The organism is Stenotrophomonas sp. PS02298, assembly GCF_029959445.1.
Taxonomy (GTDB): domain Bacteria; phylum Pseudomonadota; class Gammaproteobacteria; order Xanthomonadales; family Xanthomonadaceae; genus Stenotrophomonas.
The window spans coordinates 23,337-39,977 of sequence record NZ_JASCOR010000023.1 but is presented as its reverse complement, the minus strand read 5'-3'; the positions used below and the strand labels follow the sequence as shown (position 1 = coordinate 39,977).

The following is a 16,641-nucleotide window of genomic DNA, read 5'->3' as shown; positions in this document are numbered from 1 at the left end:
GAGCTCCCCCTCCCCAGCCCTCCCCTTGCCTGCGGCAAAGGGAGGGGGCAGAAGACATTGTCGGTAAAGCCCTTGCCGAGCATGGCTCGGCACTACAGCTGGACGCTGATGTTTTTAGGCGCGGTGTGAGCCGCGAAGCTGGTGCTGCTTGAAAGGCCACAGAGCTACCCCTCCCCAGCCCTCCCCTTGCCTGCGGCAAAGGGAGGGGGCAAAAGACAAAACCCCGCCTTTCGGCGGGGTTTTGCGTACTACAAGCAGCGGTGAGGCTGCGGTGGACTTAGAAGTCCATACCGCCCATGCCACCCATGCCGCCCATGCCACCGGCGCCGCCCATTGCCGGCTCGTCCTTCTTCGGAGCTTCGGCAACCATGGCTTCGGTGGTGATCATCAGGCCAGCGATCGAGGCTGCGTTCTGCAGTGCCGAACGGGTCACCTTGGTCGGGTCCAGGATGCCGAATTCCAGCATGTCGCCGAATTCGCCGGACGCGGCGTTGTAGCCGAAGCTGCCGGTGCCTTCCTTGACCTTGTTGACGATGACCGACGGCTCTTCACCGGCGTTGGCAACGATTTCGCGCAGCGGGGCTTCCATCGCGCGCAGGGCGATCTGGATGCCGTGGTTCTGGTCTTCGTTGTTGCCCTTCAGGCCGGCCAGAGCGGAGACAGCGCGCACCAGGGCGACGCCGCCGCCCGGGACCACGCCTTCTTCGACGGCTGCGCGGGTAGCGTGCAGGGCGTCGTCAACGCGGTCCTTCTTTTCCTTCATTTCGATTTCGGTCGATGCACCGACCTTGATCACGGCAACGCCGCCGGCCAGCTTGGCAACGCGTTCCTGCAGCTTCTCGCGATCGTAGTCCGAAGAGGTTTCTTCGATCTGGGTCTTGATCTGCTTGACGCGCGATTCGATGGCAGCGGTATCGCCAGCGCCGTCGATGACGGTGGTGTTTTCCTTGGAGACCTGCACCTTCTTGGCGCGGCCCAGGTCCTTGATGGTGGCCTTTTCCAGCGACAGGCCAACTTCTTCGGAAATCACGGTGCCGCCGGTCAGCACGGCCATGTCTTCCAGCATCGCCTTGCGACGGTCGCCGAAGCCCGGTGCCTTGACGGCCACGACCTTGACGATGCCACGGATGGTGTTGACCACCAGGGTAGCCAGCGCTTCGCCTTCGATGTCTTCAGCGATGATCAGCAGCGGCTTGCCTGCCTTGGCGACGCCTTCCAGCACCGGCAGCAGGTCACGCACGTTGGAGATCTTCTTGTCATGCAGCAGGATGTACGGGTCATCCAGGTCAGCGGTCTGCGACTGCTGGTTGTTGATGAAGTACGGGGACAGGTAGCCGCGGTCGAACTGCATGCCCTCGACGACGTCCAGCTCGTTCTCCAGGCCCGAGCCTTCTTCAACGGTGATCACGCCTTCCTTGCCAACCTTCTTCATCGCTTCGGCGATGATGTTGCCGATCGACTCGTCGGAGTTGGCCGAAATGGTGCCGACCTGGGCGATGGCCTTGTCGTCAGCGGTGGGCTTGGAGATGTTCTTCAGCTCGGCGACGGCGGCGATCACGGCCTTGTCGATACCGCGCTTCAGATCCATCGGGTTCATGCCGGCGGCAACGGCCTTGGCGCCTTCGCGGATCAGGGCCTGGGCCAGCACGGTGGCGGTGGTGGTGCCGTCGCCAGCGTCGTCATTGGTGCGCGAAGCAACTTCCTTCACCATCTGCGCGCCCATGTTCTCGAACTTGTCAGCCAGTTCGATTTCCTTGGCAACGGACACGCCGTCCTTGGTGATGGTCGGGGCGCCGAAGCTCTTCTCGAGCACGACGTTGCGGCCCTTCGGGCCCAGGGTTGCCTTGACGGCATTGGCGAGAACGTTGACGCCGCGCACCATGCGCGAACGGGCGTCTTCACCGAAACGAATATCCTTGGCAGCCATTGCGATTACCTCTGAGTAGAGCCGAGCCGAGCTCGGCTGCTTTTATCGGGAAAGGGGGTTTACAGGAACAGGTGGCGCGGCAGCTCAGCCGATGACGGCAAGCACGTCGTCTTCGCGCAGCACCTTGTACTCGACGCCTTCGGCCTTGTAGGACGAGCCGGCGTACTGGCCGTAAATGACCTTGTCGCCAACCTTCAGCGACGGGGTACGCACCGAACCGTTGTCCAGCGGCTTGCCCGGGCCCACGGCCACGACTTCACCCTTGGTGGACTTTTCCTTGGCCGAATCCGGGATCAGGATGCCGCCGGCGGAGATTTCGTCGGCTTCGATCGGCTTGACCACAACGCGGTCGTGAAGCGGCTTGATGCTCATGAAGGACCTCTTAAGTAATTGATTGGCCTGAAATTCCGGCGACACCGACTGGGAAACAGGGGGACGTCGGCATCACGCGTAAAAAGGCCCGTCGTGCGGGCTTGTTTGGGAGATGGGGCTGGCTGGGGGCCTTTCAAGGGCAGGCCGGAAAAATGATCATCCCGGCTGGCAGGGTCTGGTAACTACCGCTGCGGGCGCCGGCGGCAATCGTGCCACCTGCCCCACCGCCACAGTCCCGAATACGCCACGGACTGCGGGCCGCCTGCCTCACCTCCGCCCCTGCCGGTTTCGGCATCTGAAGCTCCGCCACGAATGGCGCCGTTTGATCGCGGGGATCGACCACCGTTCAGGCCGAAAAAAATGGCGCGCCCCGGGGGATTGCGGGGCACGCCATGTCAAGAGAGAGAGCCGCCCAGACCGCGGGCTGAACTACTTTTTTGGAATATCAGAGGTACCGCGACCACTGCACCGAGGCCCTGGCAGGGCTTGCCGGCAGCCCACCGCTGCCGGTGCTGCACACCGGGAGCAGGTTCAGGCCGCCACCGCTGGGAACATCAACCGCGATGCCGCCGGCGGATATCTTGGTATCAGCGGTCTGGTTGCTGCCTACCGTCAAGCTGCCGTGGATGGTCACGGTGGCACCACTGGTCGACAGCTGCTTGCCCAGCATCACGCTGCCACGCAGCTCCCAGCCCGCGATGTCGGCAGCGCCTTCGGCGATGACGGTGGTGTTGGCAATCGGCAGGCCTTGGTAGGTGTGCGGCTTGCCATCAGGTCCCTGCCCTTCCCACTCCACCAGCTGCGAGCGGCTGGCGCACAGATTGGTCGGGTAGAAGTCGCCGCCACAGACCTTGGCCGCACCGGCGAAGTTCGGCGCGATCAGATCGCGATGGCCGGCGGTGGTGAGGGTGACGTTGCCGCCACAGGTGGCCTGGCTCGGGTCGTCACAACCGCGCACCACCACGGTGTTGAGGAAGTCGGTACTGGTACCGTCGATTTTCACCGACTGGTCAAACCACAGCACGCCGACCGGCATCTTGCTGACGCCGTGCAGCAACCAGCTGCCATCGCTTTGTCTGGCCTTCAGGCAGCCCTTTTCATTGGTGTAGTTGCAGGTCATCAGCTCCTGCAGGATCGCCAGTTGCGCGGGGCTGGGATTGTTCAGCGGATACACCCCGTCGATGGAATCACCATTGGCACGCTTCACATTGCGGATGGTCAACTGCGCGGCGCCATCAACCGTGCTGAAGGCGTAGTTGGCCATGGCCAGGAAGTTATCGGCATCCACCGGTTTGACCCGCGCTTCGCAGTACGGGATGCCGGGCAGGCCCGGACTGGTGCCGGCCTGCTTGGTCTGCACGTTGTTCACCGGCATGTTGAGGGTGCCGGCGAGCCGGCCCGAGCCGCTGACCGAAACCTGGTTGACCGTCATGTCACCGCCACCGAGCAGACTTTTCACCGTGCCCGATGTCATTGCGATGTTTCCGCTGGCCCAAAGTGTCTCGTACTTGCCGCTCCAACCCGACACGGTGACGTTGTAGCCCCACAACTGGCCCACCGTGAGTGTTGCCAAGCCAACGGTGCCGCCGGCAATACGGGTGGAGCGGAAGCTCAGCGCATCCGGCAGGCTGACATTGTCCGCGCCCTTCAAGCGCTCGGCAGTTGCCGCACCGGTTACCAGACCGGTGCTGGCATCGACGTTCACCAGCGGCGCGCCGGCACTGTCCTGCTTGCTGAAATCCAGCAGGAACTGGCTCTGATCGGACAACGTGATCACTGCGTGGCCACTGTTGAGCGGCGCAACGGTACCCGTCACCCACGGCGTGCCGCCGGTTACGGTGGAGGCAATCAAGTTACCGCTGACTTCGGCGGTGCCGATCAGCGCGGTGCCGGAATAAACGCCAACCGCATAAGCGCCAGCCTTGATCGCGGTGTAGTTGCCACCGCTGACACCACTGCCGATCTCGACATTGCGTGCCCACAACGTGGTTCCGTTGGGATTGCCCATGCCGTTGATGCGGATGGTGCCTTCCGAATACAGATGACCGTTGTCGGTGATGCCACCGCCGCTCAATGACACATCACCCTTGACGCAACCGGAGATGCGCGCGGTCGAACCACCGCCAATCGTCAGGTTGCCGGCTACCACGATGTTCTCGTAATCCACCGCATTGGTGACGTCGAGCTTGCCACCGCTGTAATCCAGGTTGCCGTTGAACACCATCGGTGCCTTCGGCATCGATGCGCATACCGGTGGAATGCCCGGGGTGCCGCTGCCTGGCACCACGTCATAGATCACTTCGACGGTGGCGGTGGTCAAGGCACTGCCGACACCCGCGGTGCCAATGACCTGGGCACTGACCCGGTAGTGGTCGCTGCCGGCAGCCTCGATCGATGTCACCGTTGCGGCGCGCACGCCCAGCGCTTCAAGGCCGCTGACTGGCTTGGCATCATTGCCTACCCAGCCAGGCCATACGTTGGTATCCACCTGCAGCAGGTACAGCCGCAGTGCTTCAACACCGCGCCATGCCGCCGCCTGTGCAGCCGTGGCCGAATGCGTGGTGAGCTGCTGCGACTGGGTGCCGCGCAACGAGTAAATGGTTGCGGCAACCGTGACCGAAACCGCCAGTCCAACCATCAACACGATCAGCAGCGTGGCAACGCCGCGCTGCCGTTTGAATGCTGAAAAACGATTCCTGTCCATGCCAACACGTCCCCTGTGCATCAGATGGTCACTGCTAGATTGGGCAGGCAGGCCAGGAACAGATGGCTGCTGGCGTCGCTGCGTTCCAAGGCCAGTTGCTGGCCAACCGCTGCAGCAGGCGTGGTGCTGAAATCCTGCTGCATGTATGGGAGGCATTGACGCTCACCCTTGAGCGAAAACACATAGCCTGGCGCCAGGCTCATCGCACCGACTTCCTGCTCACCGGAGGCAAAGGCGCTGCCATCCTTCTGCATGGGAGTGAAGAAGGCCGCACTGCCAGCAAGCAGGTGCCGCTCATTGCTTTTCCATGTGGCAGCTTGGGCATCGCCGCAGGCCTTGGGGGTAAAGCGGTACAGGCCCTCACCATCGACCAGCCGCAGGCCCGAGCAGACGTAGCCGCTGGCGGTCAGCTCGGCCTTGTAGCGCCACACCAACTCCTTGCCCGCGTCGCGAACATGCAGCTTGCTGTTCAAACTGTCGGCTGCCGGCACGCCGAAGCCCGCGCTCTGCAGGTCCATCTGCGCGGACAACAACGCCGCTGATACCTGTCCGTCGCGCAACGCAGAACGCGAGGCGTTGCTGGAAACTTCAACCATGGTTTTGTACAGCGTCATCATCGCGGCAATGGTGATCAGCGAGATCAGCAGGCCCACCATCATGCTGATCAGGCTCTGTCCGCGTTGCTGCTGGCGGCCGATCCGGGTGGCAGTGCGTGCATGCATGTTCATTGCTTCGTCGACACCAGCAGATCGGGATCGTTTTCGTTGGCGCCCTTGCTGCCGAGATCGGTCGCGGCGACCGTCAGATCCACCCGCTGTGGTGCCTCCACGGTGCGCGCAATACCCGCCATGGCTACCGTTGCGGTGGCGGCCTCGCAGCTGACCGCAGCGCTCCTGGACTCGCCGTTGGGCATGCCGATCTCCAGCGTGCCACTGCCGCACAAGCCCACGCCCTGGGTCTGCAGACTGTCGCGCAGGCGCTCGACCATCAGGTTTTCTACCTTGGCATCGCGCTGGTTGTTCATCACATTGGCCATTACATGGGCCAGACCGGCGCCGATGATGCTGGTGATCAACACGCCGACCAGAGCCTCGAGCATGATGTCGCCGCGCTGGCGGCGTCGCGGATCAAAGCAGGTCGACATAGAGCGGGTCCTGGCTGTTCATGCCAATGGCAATACGCGAATGGGTGGCGGCGCTGCTGCAGCTCGCCGCGCCCGGCAGGCGCTGGCCACGGTTGTCGAATGCCACGCAGGACATCAGGTCGCCCGAGGCTTGCAGCTCGTCTGCATCGGCATAGTCATCGGCGCCGGTCAGGCGATACTCGCCACCGCGCGGCAACTCGCCCTGCCACAACACTTCATTGCCAGCGCCACGCAATACCTGCAGGCTGCGACCACTGTGCTGCAGCCGTGCCGAAACAGCTGTCCCGGTGACGTGCTCGGGATTGCGCAAGGCCAGCGAGCGGGTCTGCGACACGGCCTCCCACAGCAGGTTGCGTGCCTGCATCTGCCGGTTGCTGTCGATCCACTGCAGTGTGAACGGCATGCCTGCCAAGGCCAGCACCGCCATCACCGCCAGGGTCACCATCAATTCGATCAGTGAAAAACCCGTGGCGCGGCGGCTCATGGCCAGTCACTCACGCCGGCACAGTTGCCGGACACCGTGCGGCTGTTGTCCGAATCAAGCTTGAGTGTGCAGCCACTGGCCTTGCCCAACGCGCTGCCGGCGACCGCCTTGAGCTCATAACCACTGTTGGTGGTGGTATAGCTATAGGTGAACTGGCCAGCCTTGGTCGCCGCATTCCAGCCCTTCTTGGCTGCCGCGTCACTGGCGGGGTAGCCCAGGGTGCGCTGGCGGAAATTCTCGACCGTACTGGACAACGCCATCAAATCGCTCTGCGCTGTACGGAGCTTGCTGCGCAGAACGTAGTCCGAGTACAGCGGAATGGCGATGCCGGCCAAAATGGCAATGATGGCCACGACGATCATCAGCTCGATCAGCGTGAAGCCCCGGTTTTTGTGTTGCTGCATATGCCCCCCTGTAGAGCCCTGCGAACACCTGCATCCGCCGTGACAAGAACCTTCGTAGGAATTGGCGTCCATCTGGCGTTAGATGAAAACCGCGTGAAACTGTGACCGGCCGCAATATACAATTCATGACAACGATGTCAACACTTCCATCCGAAAACGCCTCAAGCGCTTCTGCCACAATGGCTCGATGGACGTAAGACTGGTCTTCTGCACCTGCCCCGACGAACAAACCGCGCAGGCCTTGGCTCACCATCTGGTGGAGCAGCGTTTGGCTGCCTGCGTGAACTTGTTGCCTGCGATGCGGTCTGTGTACCGCTGGCAGGAGCAGATTGAACAAGCTGAAGAGATTCAGCTTGTTATAAAAACCTGTGCTGATCGGTTGGACGCGTTGAGCGCCGCGATCAGGTTGCACCACCCTTATGAATTGCCGGAGATCGTGGCGATCTCCCCCAGCGCCGGCCTGCCGGCGTATCTGGATTGGATCCGGGCGCAGACCCGGGAGGAAACATAATTAATGATGCTGTTGCGACAATTTGCCGCTTTCTGCCTGCTTTCCCTGGCCGCCCTGCCGGCGCTGGCCATCAATGAGAAAGACCTGCTACCGGTAGACCAGGCCTTTGCCCTGCGTGCCGAGGCTCTCAGCCGCGACCGCATCGAGCTGCGCTGGGACATCGCCCCGGGCTATTACCTCTACCATCACCGCACCAGTGTCAAAGCCGGCCCCGGCTTCACTGCCGGCGCGCTGCAGATGCCACAGGGCGAGAAGAAGCACGACGAATTCTTTGGCGATGTGGAGACCTACCATCGCCAGCTGCGCGCGGTCCTGCCGGGTACCGCCGACGCGGGCGCCACCAGCGTCACCCTCGAAGTCCGCTACCAGGGCTGTGCCGATGCCGGCGTGTGCTACCCGCCGCAAAAGCGCAACGTCGAAGTAAGACTGCCCGCAGCAAGCGGCGCCGCGCCCGCGGCTGCGGCCGCTGCACCGTCTTCCGCACCCATCTTCAACCCGCTCGCCGGCAACAACGGTGGCGGCCTCAGCCTGCCCGGCGCGCCCGCCGTGCAGGGCCTGCCGCTGCCCTCGGAAAAGGCCTTCGGCTTCGAGGCCATCGTCGACAACGGCAACCGCCTGCTGCTGCGCTTCTCGCCGGCACCGGGCTATTACCTGTACCGCGACCGCACCTCGCTGGCACTGGAAGGCGCCGATGGCGTGCGCGCCGGCCGCCCACAATGGCCCGCCGGCAAGCCCTACCGCGACGAGCATTTCGGCAACGTGGTGGTCTATTTCGACCAGGTCGATGTGCCGCTGCCATTGCGCCGCGACAAGCCCGACGCCACGCCGGCCACTCTGGTTGTCACATTCCAGGGCTGCCAGACCGACGGTATCTGCTATCCACCGATGACCCGCCGGGTGCGGCTGTCGCTGCCCGCCGGCAAGATCTCGTCGAAGGAAAAAGAAGAACTGGCAGTTGCTCCCTTGGTGATCCAGCCGTTGCCGGCCGGCAAGAAGGGCGAAGTTCCGCCGATGCCGCTGATCGACCCGGCCAACCCGCCGACACCGCAGCCGCTGGTAGTGCGTCCGGCTGCTGCAGCTGCCAGCCTGGCCGAAGCCGCACCCGATGCGTCCGCCGACAATACCCGCCGCAGCCAACCGCCCGCCGATACCGCCGGCAACGGCTCGCTGCTGTGGGTTCTGCTGCTGGCGCTGGCTGGCGGCCTGATCCTCAATCTGATGCCCTGCGTCCTGCCGATTCTGTCGCTGAAGGTGCTGGGCGTTGCACAGAGTGGCGAGAGCCGCCAGCGCGCGCGCAGCCACGCACTTTGGTATACGGCAGGCGTGCTGGTTGCGTTTGCCGCGATTGGTGGCCTGGTGCTGGCACTGCGCGCAGCCGGCCAGGCGGCCGGCTGGGGCTTCCAGTTGCAGCACCCGTGGTTCATCGCCGCACTGGTGTACCTGATGTTCGTCGTTGGCCTGAGCCTGTCCGGGCTGTTCACCCTGGGCGGCAATGCCGGCCAACTGGGCCAGAGCCTCGCCAGTCGCAGCGGCCCCAGCGGTGATTTTTTCACCGGCGTGCTTGCCTGCGTGGTCGCCAGCCCCTGCATCGCGCCGTTCATGGGCCCGGCCTTGGCCTACGCCTTCACCGCACCGCCGGCCTTGGCACTGCTTGTGTTCCTGGCATTGGGGCTGGGTCTGGCACTGCCGTTCCTGCTGATCGGTTTTGTACCAGCGCTGGCCGAGCGGCTGCCCAAGCCGGGCGCATGGATGGAAACCTTCAAGCACGTGATGGCCTTCCCGATGTACCTCACCGCCATCTGGCTGTTGTGGGTGCTGGGCAAGCAGCGTGGCATTGATGCGATGGGCCTGATGCTGATCGGCCTGACCCTGCTGGCGCTGGGCCTGTGGTGGTTTGAACGCAGCCGCTGGCACAGCCGTCGGATCGGCATGGTGCTGGGCGCGGTGATCGCGCTGCTGGCGCTGGTGCCGGTGTGGGGCGTGACCCGCCTGCCGCCGCCGGGCGCAGCCATCGCCAGCGAAGGCACGGTGTCCTATTCGCCGCAGATGCTGGACCGCCTGCGCGCCGATAACCGCGTGGTGTTCGTCAACATGACGGCCGACTGGTGTGTCACCTGCAAGGCCAACGAACGCAACGTGCTGGACCGCGACAAGTTCCGTGACACGCTCAAGCAGGTCAACGCGGTGTACATGCGCGGCGACTGGACCAATGTGGATCCACAGATCAGCGCCTTCCTCGAGCAGCACAAGGCTGTCGGTGTGCCGCTGTATGTGGTGTATGGACCGGGTGCACCGCCGCGCGTGCTGCCGACCGTACTCACCCAATCCATCGCTGAAGAAGCGCTGCTGCGCGCGGCACGCTGATGCGCCGCGCCGTGTGGTGGGTGGCAGGTATCGCGGCCGCAGCCGGGCTGTCGGCCGGTGCATGGCTGAGCCGCCCGGCCACACCGCCACTGCCGTCGATGAGCACGCCCTCTGCACCGCTGAAATCGGCGACGCCGGTGCAGGGTGTGCGTGTCGGCGAATTGATGCCTTCATTCACCCTGCCCGACCTGGATGGCATGCCGGTGAAGTTCCCGGACCAGTTCAAGGGCAAGCCGCTGTTGATCAATGTATGGGCCAGCTGGTGTGCGCCCTGCATCGAGGAGATGCCCGAGTTGGCGCGTTTTGCTGCGCGTCATGCGGACACTGGACCGCAGGTGGTGGGCTTGGCCTTGGACACGCCGGAAGCGGTGCTGGATTTCCTTGGCAACGTGCCGGTGTATTACCCGATCGTGATCGAAACGCCGGGGCCGCAGGATGCCAGCGTCAAGCTGGGCAATTCGCAGGGGCTGCTGCCATACAGCGTATTGGTTGATGCGCAGGGACGCGTGCTCAAGCAGAAGCTTGGGCCGTTCAAGGTTGGTGAGATTGATGCGTGGGTTGCCGGTGTGGAGCCTGCTGCCAGGCAGTGACCCTGCAAGCCTTGGATTGATGTTTGCGCTTGGATTGGTCGCACGGATAAGCGCAGCGCGCCCGAGGCTTGGTTCGCGCCAAGAGCCAAGAGCTCCCCTCATCCGCCCCTTCGGGGCACCTTCTCCCGCTTGCGGGAGAAGGGAATGCACTCCGCTCGTGTTCAGCTGCAACTGACGCATTCCCAACTCTGCTTCGATTTGTTTTGCTCTGCTTTACTCCGCTCTGCTTTGCTCCGCTCTGCTTTGCTCCGCTCTGCTTTGCTCCGCTCTGCTTTGCTCCGCTCTGCTCTGCTTTGCTTTGCCTCCCTTCTCCCGCCTGCGGGAGAAGGTGCCCCGAAGGGGCGGATGAGGGGATGCTTTGCGTTGAGTTTTTGCCTTTGAGCTTCTGCTTCTGGCTTCTACAAGGTGCTTCGCACCTCACCCTCTCACCAACCCCTCTCCCGGAGGGAGAGGGGCTCAAGCTCAGATCACCAGAACGCCGCGTACAGCGCGACCAGGATCGCGATCACCGCCACCGAGCCGATGTTGAACACGCCGCCCGTGCGGTAATCCACGTCGCGGGTGTCGATGATGTCCTTCTCCGGCGCCGCCGGCGTCAACAGTGATACGCCTACCGCCAAGGCCAACGCCAGCAGGAACACCAGGCCGACGCGGTCGATGAAGGGCAATGCCGGCCAGGCCAGCTTCAACACGATCGACAACACGAACGAACCAATCGCCGCCGACAAGGCACCCGCCTCATTGGCACGCTTCCAGAACAGGCCCAGCATGAAGATCACCACGATGCCCGGGGTGAAGAAGCCGGTGTATTCCTGGATGTACTGGAACGCCTGGTCGAAGCTGCCCAGCAAGGGCTTGGCGGTGAGAATACCCAGCACCACCGCCACCACCGCAGCGATACGGCCCACACGCACCAGCTTGGTCTGATCCGCTTCGGGATTGCGCTTGGCGTAGAAATCCAAGGTGAAGATGGTCGCCACCGAATTGATCTTCGATGCCAGCGAGGCAACGATGGCCGCCACCAGCGCGGCAAACACCAGGCCGAGCACACCGGTCGGCAGCATCCGCATCATCGTCGGATAGGCCTGGTCCGGCTTGTCCAGGTTCGGTGCCAGCATCACCGCGGCGATACCCGGCAATACCACGATCACCGGCATCAACAGCTTCAGGAACGCAGCAAACAACACGCCCTTCTGTGCTTCACCGATGCTCTTGGCCGCCAGCGCACGCTGGATGATGTACTGGTTGAAGCCCCAGTAGCTGATGTTCATGATCCACAGGCCACCCAGCAGCACGCTCAGGCCTGGCAGGTCCTTGTAGAAGGGGTTGTCCTTGCTGAGGATCATCTCGAAGTGACCCGGCTGCGCCTGCCACAACTTGTTGAAACCGGCGACGATGCCGGCACCATCGCCGAGCTGGTTCAAGGTCAGCCCTGCAACGAACAGGCCGCCGAGCACCAGCAGCGTGACCTGCACGATGTCGGTCAGTGCCACTGCCTTGAGCCCGCCGTACAGCTGGTACAGCAGCGCGAACACGCCGATCAGCACCACTGCGGTCATCTGGTCGATGCCGGTGACCTGGTTGACCGCCACCGCGCCCAGCCACAGGATCGAAGTGACGTTGACGAACACGTACAGGCCCAGCCAGAACACCGCCATCACCGTGCGTATGCGGCTTCCATAACGCTGTTCCAGGAACTGCGGCATGGTGTAGATGCCGTTGCGCAGGAACACCGGCAGGAACCACTTGCCGACGATCAACAGGGTCAGTGCCGCCATCCACTCATACGAGGCCACCGCCAGACCGATCGCATAACCCGAACCGGACATGCCGATGATCTGCTCGGCGGAAATATTCGCCGCGATCAAGGAGGCGCCGATCGCCCACCACGGCAATGACTTGCTGGCCAGGAAGTAGTCCTTGGCGTCCTTGCTGTGCCCGGCTTTCTCCCGCGACACCCATTGCGCAAGAACGAAGATACCGGCCAGGTAGACCAGTACGATCGCGATATCCAACGTACCCAAACCCATCTCATCACTCCCTGTTGTGCACCGACCGGGCTGTCATCCCTGCGCCCTTTCGCTACCGACCCCAACGGGCCACATCATCAGGTGCGCCGGCACCCTCCCGTACCGGCGCTTTCGCTGTTTCAGCGTGTTGCGCAGTCTACGTTTACCTCGGCCTCACCGGCAGCGCCAAGAGCGATCCGTGATACCGAAATATCCGCAACGGCAGCCGTTTCCAGCTCAGTGGTACGTTGGATCCTGGACAGATCCGCACCCGCGGCGGCAAAGCACTTGAGCGGTACGCCAACGCTGACCCACTTGCCGGCCGGAATGGCCGACAAGGTGGCTTGCAGGTCGACCTTGGCCGCACAACCCGCACCGCAGCCCACACCCACCGTCAACGGTGCCGATACCGCGCTGTCGCGGCGCAGCGTCAACTGCAGCTGCACGTCGCCGTTGCTCTCGCGGGTGACGTCAATGGGCGTGGCGGCAATCAAGGCGAACTTTGCCAGTGCCGTGCCCGACCACTGCAGGCGGCGTGCATCTTCCTGCGCCTTGTGATCGACCGCGGTCATCCTCAAGGTGCCGTCAGCCAGTACGGTCGGCACGGTGGTGGCCGGCATGTCAGGCTGCGATGCACTGGACAGCTGCAGCGACAGGCCCAGCGCCGGGCGGCCCTTGGCGAAGTACACGCCGCTACCGGCCTGCTCACCGGTCACGCCGGAGTCTTCCGGCAGCGCTGCCACATCTCCCTTGTCGGCGTAGCTCAGGCCGTGGCCGAACTTGTACAGCGGGTTGTGGCCCGGCTTGTTGACCGCCGAGTCGATCGCGGTGCGCGGCCAGGAGAAGCTGAGCTTGCCCTTGAAGTCGTGGTTGACGCTGCCATCGGCCTTGCGCAGCAGCACATCGGCGATACCCGCGCCTTCCGAACCCGGCAACCAGGCCGCGACGAAGGCGTCGGAAGCATTGATCTCGCGGTTCATCCACAGCGGACGACCGCTGATGAACACCGCCACCACCGGAATGCCTTCGCTCTTCAGGCGCTTGAGCAGCTCCAGATCGGCATCGTTGCCCGGCTTGTACAACAGGTTGGGGATGTCACCCTGGAACTCGGCATAAGGCTCTTCGCCGAACACCACCACCGCCACATCCGGCTTGGCCTTGTACTTGCCATCGACCGCCAGCTCGGCGCTGCCACCAGCAGCACTGACTTCACGCTGCAGGCCTTCCCAGATGGTGTCGGCGTTGGGGAAGTCAGCACGGGTGGTGCCGGTGCCCTGCCAGTTCAAGGTCCAACCACCGGCCTGCTTGCCGATGTTATCGGCGCCATCACCGGCCACCAGCACCTTCTGGTCGGCGCGCAGCGGCAGGATGCCGTTGTTGTTCTTCAACAGCACCAGCGATTCGCGCACGGCCTGACGGGCGACCGCGCGGTGCTCGGCTGCGCCCAGCAGTTCAAACTTGCCGCCCAGTGCACGCGCCGAAGGCTTCGGCGCATCGAACAGGTTCATGCGGAACTTCACCCGCAGCACGCGACGCACGGCGTCATCCAGACGCTCGGTCGAGAGCTTGCCCGACTTCACCGCGGCCACGGTGGACTCGTACATGCCCTTCCAGCTGTCGGTGGCCATCGCCATGTCCAGGCCGGCGTCATAGGTGGCAGGGCAATCGGTGGTGCTGCAACCGGGAATCTGGCCATGGCCATTCCAGTCGCCGACCACGAAGCCGCCGTAGTTCATGCGGCCCTTCAGCACGTCGGTCAGCAGCGGCTTGTGGCCGTGCATCTTGACCCCGTGGAAGCTGTTGAACGAAGCCATCACCGACTGTGCACCGGCCTTGATGGCGGTGACGTAACCGGCGCTGTGGACATCACGCAGCTCGGCCTCGCTGACCGCGGTATCGCCCTGGTCCTTGCCGTCGGTGGTGCCGCCGTCGCCAACGAAATGCTTGACCGACACCATCACGTGCTTGTCGTCGAGAAAGTCCGGCGCGCCGACCTTGCCCTGCAGGCCTTCGACCATCGCCGCGGCGAACTCGGCCACCAGCTGCGGGTTCTCCGAATAGCCTTCATAGGCGCGGCCCCAACGCACGTCCTGCGGCACCGCCACGGTCGGCGCGAACGCCCACTCCATGCCAGTGGCGCGGGTTTCGGCGGCGGTGATCTGGCCGATCCGGCGCTGCAGTTCAACGTTGCGGGTGGCGCCCAGACCAACATTGTGCGGGAACAGCGTCGCGCCCACCACGTTGCTCTGGCCGTGCATCGCATCGATACCGAACAGCAGTGGAATCGCCTTGCCGCCACCGCTGGTATCCATCGACGCGGCCCAGAAGTCATCGGCCACCTGCAGCCAGTCCTTGGCCGGTGCGTTGTACTTGCCACCCGGGTCGGAGCTGCCACCGGCCAGGATCGAGCCCAGCCGGTACTTGCGCACGTCGTCCGGGGTGATGCTGGCCAGGTCGCCCTGCACCAGCTGGCCGACCTTCTCCTCCAGCGTCATCGTCGCCAGCAGATCGTTGACGCGCTTTTCCAGCGCCGGATCTTCCGCCAGCGGCCATTCCACCACCGGCCACTGTTCCGGATGGATCGTGCCGTCATACGCGGCATCGGCCGTGGCCGCCTGCGGTGCACCCTTGTCGCCGCTGTTGCAGCCGGCCAGCACCGCGATACCCACTGCCAGCGCGCCAACCAGGGCAACGCGGCGTGTCGAAAACGTCATCATCCTCAACCCTCCATCTGCTCGAGCGAACGACCCTTGGTCTCACGCACGAACTTGATAACAAAGAACACCGAGATCACCGCCGATACCAGGTAGATGCTGTACGTCGATGCCAGACCAATGCCGGCCAACAGCATCGGGAAGGTCACCGTGACGATGAAGTTCGCCGTCCACTGCGCCGCACCGGCAACCGCCAGCGCCGACCCGCGGATCTGGTTGGGGAACATCTCGCCCAGCATCACCCACATCACAGGGCCCCAGGACACATTGAAGAACACCACGTAGGCATTGGCTGCGACCAGCGCCAGCGTGCCCATGCCGCCGGGCAGCTGCAGGTGGCCTTCCACCATCGAACCACTGGCGAAGGCGTAGACCACCAGCGCCAGCGATACCGCCATGCCGCTGGAGCCGATCCACAGCAGCGGCTTGCGGCCGATCTTGTCGATCAACAACACGGTGACGATGCAGGCACCGATGCTGAGCGCGCCGGACAACACATTGATCAGCAACGCATCGCTCTCGGAGAAGCCCACCGCCTGCCACAGCACCGCGCCGTAATAGAACACCACGTTGATGCCGACCAGCTGCTGGAACACCGCAAGGCCAATGCCCACCCAGACGATCGGGCGGATCTTGCGGGTGGCTTTGTCGACCAGATCCGACAACTGCGGGCGGTGGTGGTCCTGCGACAACGACGCGTCGATCTCGCCCAGCGTGGCCTGCGCCTGCTCGGCACCGAACAAACGGGTCAGCACGGCCAGTGCTTCATCCTTGCGGCGCTTGACCACCAGGAAGCGCGGGCTTTCCGGGATGAACAGCAACAGCAGCAGGAACAGCAGCGACGGGATCGCCTGCATCCAGAACATCCAGCGCCATGCGGCCTGGCCGGCCCACAGCGGCTCGGTCGAGGCGCCAGCGGCCTTGGCCAGCAGGTAGTTGCTGAGGAAGGCGATGAACAGGCCGGAGATGATCGCGATCTGCTGCACCGTGGCCAGCCGGCCGCGATAGCGCGCCGGTGCAACCTCGGCGATATAGGCCGGCGACATCACGCTGGCCGCACCCACCGCGAAACCACCGACCACGCGCGCGGCGATGAACACCAGCGAGCTGTGCGCACCGCCGGCACCGAGTGCCGACAGCAGGAACAGCACCGCCGAGATGATCAACACCGAGCGCCGGCCCAGCCGATCGGCCAGGCGGCCGGCAAAGAACGCGCCGATCGCACAGCCCAGCAGCATCGAAGCCACTTCAAAGCCCAGCTGCGCCTCGGTGGAGCCAAAGGCCTGCTTCAGGCCATCGACGGTGCCGTTGATCACGCCACTGTCGAAGCCGAACAGGAACCCGCCTATCGTCGCCACCACGCTGATCAATACGATCAGCGCGGTGTTTTCCTTGTTTGCTGCTGACTGCCCCATCCC

General features: G+C 63.8%; 12 protein-coding genes and 1 pseudogene. 3 read left to right on the top strand and 10 right to left on the bottom strand.

What is annotated here, in order from left to right:
* Positions 1 to 277 precede the first annotated feature (277 nt).
* From groL to QMX78_RS05750, 7 genes are all read right to left on the bottom strand, one after another.
* Entirely contained in the window at positions 278 to 1,927 is a 1,650-nt protein-coding gene (gene groL, locus QMX78_RS05780) for a chaperonin GroEL (protein WP_282267471.1), read from the bottom strand.
* Positions 1,928 to 2,011: 84 nt separating this feature from the next.
* Positions 2,012 to 2,299, bottom strand: a complete 288-nt coding sequence (locus tag QMX78_RS05775; RefSeq protein WP_282267469.1) for a co-chaperone GroES — start codon at positions 2,297 to 2,299, stop codon at positions 2,012 to 2,014.
* A gap of 445 nt (positions 2,300 to 2,744) precedes the next feature.
* Positions 2,745 to 5,003, bottom strand: coding sequence for a hypothetical protein (locus tag QMX78_RS05770; RefSeq protein WP_282267464.1), 2,259 nt, complete (start codon positions 5,001 to 5,003; stop codon positions 2,745 to 2,747).
* Between the two features lie 20 nt (positions 5,004 to 5,023).
* Positions 5,024 to 5,725 carry a hypothetical protein gene (locus tag QMX78_RS05765; RefSeq protein WP_282267462.1) on the bottom strand — a complete coding sequence of 234 codons (702 nt, stop codon included), beginning with the start codon at positions 5,723 to 5,725 and terminating at the stop codon, positions 5,024 to 5,026.
* A 2-nt stretch (positions 5,726 to 5,727) separates the two neighbouring features.
* The gene (locus QMX78_RS05760; protein WP_282267460.1) at positions 5,728 to 6,147 is read right to left on the bottom strand and encodes a hypothetical protein; all 420 of its coding nucleotides are present in this window, start codon (positions 6,145 to 6,147) and stop codon (positions 5,728 to 5,730) included.
* A complete protein-coding gene (locus QMX78_RS05755) occupies positions 6,131 to 6,631 on the bottom strand; it encodes a prepilin-type N-terminal cleavage/methylation domain-containing protein (RefSeq protein WP_282267458.1) in 501 nt (166 codons plus the stop codon). The genes QMX78_RS05760 and QMX78_RS05755 overlap by 17 nt, the downstream gene beginning before the upstream one ends.
* Positions 6,628 to 7,035 carry a type IV pilin protein gene (locus QMX78_RS05750; RefSeq protein WP_282267455.1) on the bottom strand — a complete coding sequence of 136 codons (408 nt, stop codon included), beginning with the start codon at positions 7,033 to 7,035 and terminating at the stop codon, positions 6,628 to 6,630. The genes QMX78_RS05755 and QMX78_RS05750 overlap by 4 nt, the downstream gene beginning before the upstream one ends.
* Positions 7,036 to 7,222: 187 nt before the next feature.
* On the opposite strand from QMX78_RS05750, the gene cutA reads away from it, so the two are divergent.
* From cutA to QMX78_RS05735, 3 genes are read left to right on the top strand one after another with little or no spacing between them, the layout of a single operon-like run.
* Entirely contained in the window at positions 7,223 to 7,546 is a 324-nt protein-coding gene (cutA, locus tag QMX78_RS05745) for a divalent-cation tolerance protein CutA (RefSeq protein WP_282267453.1), read from the top strand.
* 3 nt (positions 7,547 to 7,549) lie between these two features.
* Positions 7,550 to 9,910, top strand: coding sequence for a protein-disulfide reductase DsbD (locus QMX78_RS05740; RefSeq protein ID WP_282267451.1), 2,361 nt, complete (start codon positions 7,550 to 7,552; stop codon positions 9,908 to 9,910).
* Entirely contained in the window at positions 9,910 to 10,500 is a 591-nt protein-coding gene (locus tag QMX78_RS05735) for a TlpA disulfide reductase family protein (RefSeq protein ID WP_282267449.1), read from the top strand. The genes QMX78_RS05740 and QMX78_RS05735 overlap by 1 nt, the downstream gene beginning before the upstream one ends.
* Positions 10,501 to 10,967: 467 nt before the next feature.
* Here QMX78_RS05735 and QMX78_RS05730 read toward each other — a convergent pair whose 3' ends face one another.
* The 3 genes and pseudogenes from QMX78_RS05730 to QMX78_RS05720 form a co-directional block, all read right to left on the bottom strand.
* Positions 10,968 to 12,530, bottom strand: a complete 1,563-nt coding sequence (locus tag QMX78_RS05730) for a sodium/sugar symporter (protein ID WP_282267447.1) — start codon at positions 12,528 to 12,530, stop codon at positions 10,968 to 10,970.
* A gap of 119 nt (positions 12,531 to 12,649) precedes the next feature.
* A pseudogene (locus QMX78_RS05725) lies at positions 12,650 to 15,094 on the bottom strand (exo 1,3/1,4-beta-D-glucan glucohydrolase); the annotation flags it as partial.
* A gap of 134 nt (positions 15,095 to 15,228) precedes the next feature.
* Complete coding sequence (locus QMX78_RS05720) at positions 15,229 to 16,638, bottom strand: sugar porter family MFS transporter (RefSeq protein ID WP_282267442.1); 1,410 nt, start codon at positions 16,636 to 16,638, stop codon at positions 15,229 to 15,231.
* Positions 16,639 to 16,641: the final 3 nt, after the last annotated feature.

What these genes read in the sequence shown, in the direction of transcription:
- QMX78_RS05740 (WP_282267451.1), top strand. Translation starts at nt 7,550, where the DNA reads ATGATGCTGTTGCGACAATTTGCCGCTTTCTGCCTGCTTTCCCTGGCC.
- QMX78_RS05760 (WP_282267460.1), bottom strand. Translation starts at nt 6,147, where the DNA reads ATGTCGACCTGCTTTGATCCGCGACGCCGCCAGCGCGGCGACATCATG.
- groL (WP_282267471.1), bottom strand. Translation starts at nt 1,927, where the DNA reads ATGGCTGCCAAGGATATTCGTTTCGGTGAAGACGCCCGTTCGCGCATG.
- QMX78_RS05750 (WP_282267455.1), bottom strand. Translation starts at nt 7,035, where the DNA reads ATGCAGCAACACAAAAACCGGGGCTTCACGCTGATCGAGCTGATGATC.
- QMX78_RS05720 (WP_282267442.1), bottom strand. Translation starts at nt 16,638, where the DNA reads ATGGGGCAGTCAGCAGCAAACAAGGAAAACACCGCGCTGATCGTATTG.
- QMX78_RS05735 (WP_282267449.1), top strand. Translation starts at nt 9,910, where the DNA reads ATGCGCCGCGCCGTGTGGTGGGTGGCAGGTATCGCGGCCGCAGCCGGG.
- QMX78_RS05755 (WP_282267458.1), bottom strand. Translation starts at nt 6,631, where the DNA reads ATGAGCCGCCGCGCCACGGGTTTTTCACTGATCGAATTGATGGTGACC.
- QMX78_RS05775 (WP_282267469.1), bottom strand. Translation starts at nt 2,299, where the DNA reads ATGAGCATCAAGCCGCTTCACGACCGCGTTGTGGTCAAGCCGATCGAA.
- QMX78_RS05765 (WP_282267462.1), bottom strand. Translation starts at nt 5,725, where the DNA reads ATGCATGCACGCACTGCCACCCGGATCGGCCGCCAGCAGCAACGCGGA.
- cutA (WP_282267453.1), top strand. Translation starts at nt 7,223, where the DNA reads ATGGACGTAAGACTGGTCTTCTGCACCTGCCCCGACGAACAAACCGCG.
- QMX78_RS05730 (WP_282267447.1), bottom strand. Translation starts at nt 12,530, where the DNA reads ATGGGTTTGGGTACGTTGGATATCGCGATCGTACTGGTCTACCTGGCC.
- QMX78_RS05770 (WP_282267464.1), bottom strand. Translation starts at nt 5,003, where the DNA reads ATGGACAGGAATCGTTTTTCAGCATTCAAACGGCAGCGCGGCGTTGCC.